At 36.5% G+C, this 274-nt stretch carries 1 pseudogene; it reads right to left on the bottom strand.

Going from position 1 to position 274, the window contains the following annotated elements:
- Positions 1-274, bottom strand: a pseudogene (locus ACG9ZB_RS17330) (adenylate kinase); the annotation flags it as partial.

The following is a 274-nucleotide window of genomic DNA, read 5'->3' as shown; positions in this document are numbered from 1 at the left end:
GGTAAAGATTGATATGAAAAGGAAAATCTAACCATACAACAGTATCAATGGTCTGCCATTTGACATGTGTTGTTCGCGTATAATTTCCATCGATTACAAAACCATGCTTTGCCGATTCAATTGCCTGTTGAATTTTTAAGAAAAAAGCATGGTCTGAAGTTTCCTCCCAATCATCTAACCAAAACAAATCGTCTAGTTCGATATAATGAAGTTGTAATTTATCAGCAAGCTTTTTTGCAAAAGTGGTTTTACCAACAGCAGAGGTGCCCACCAC

This window comes from Acinetobacter johnsonii (assembly GCF_048551975.1).
GTDB classification, from domain to species: Bacteria; Pseudomonadota; Gammaproteobacteria; order Pseudomonadales; family Moraxellaceae; genus Acinetobacter; species Acinetobacter johnsonii_A.
The sequence above is the reverse complement of the archived record's forward strand: the minus strand, read 5'-3'. Positions and strand labels throughout refer to the sequence as shown.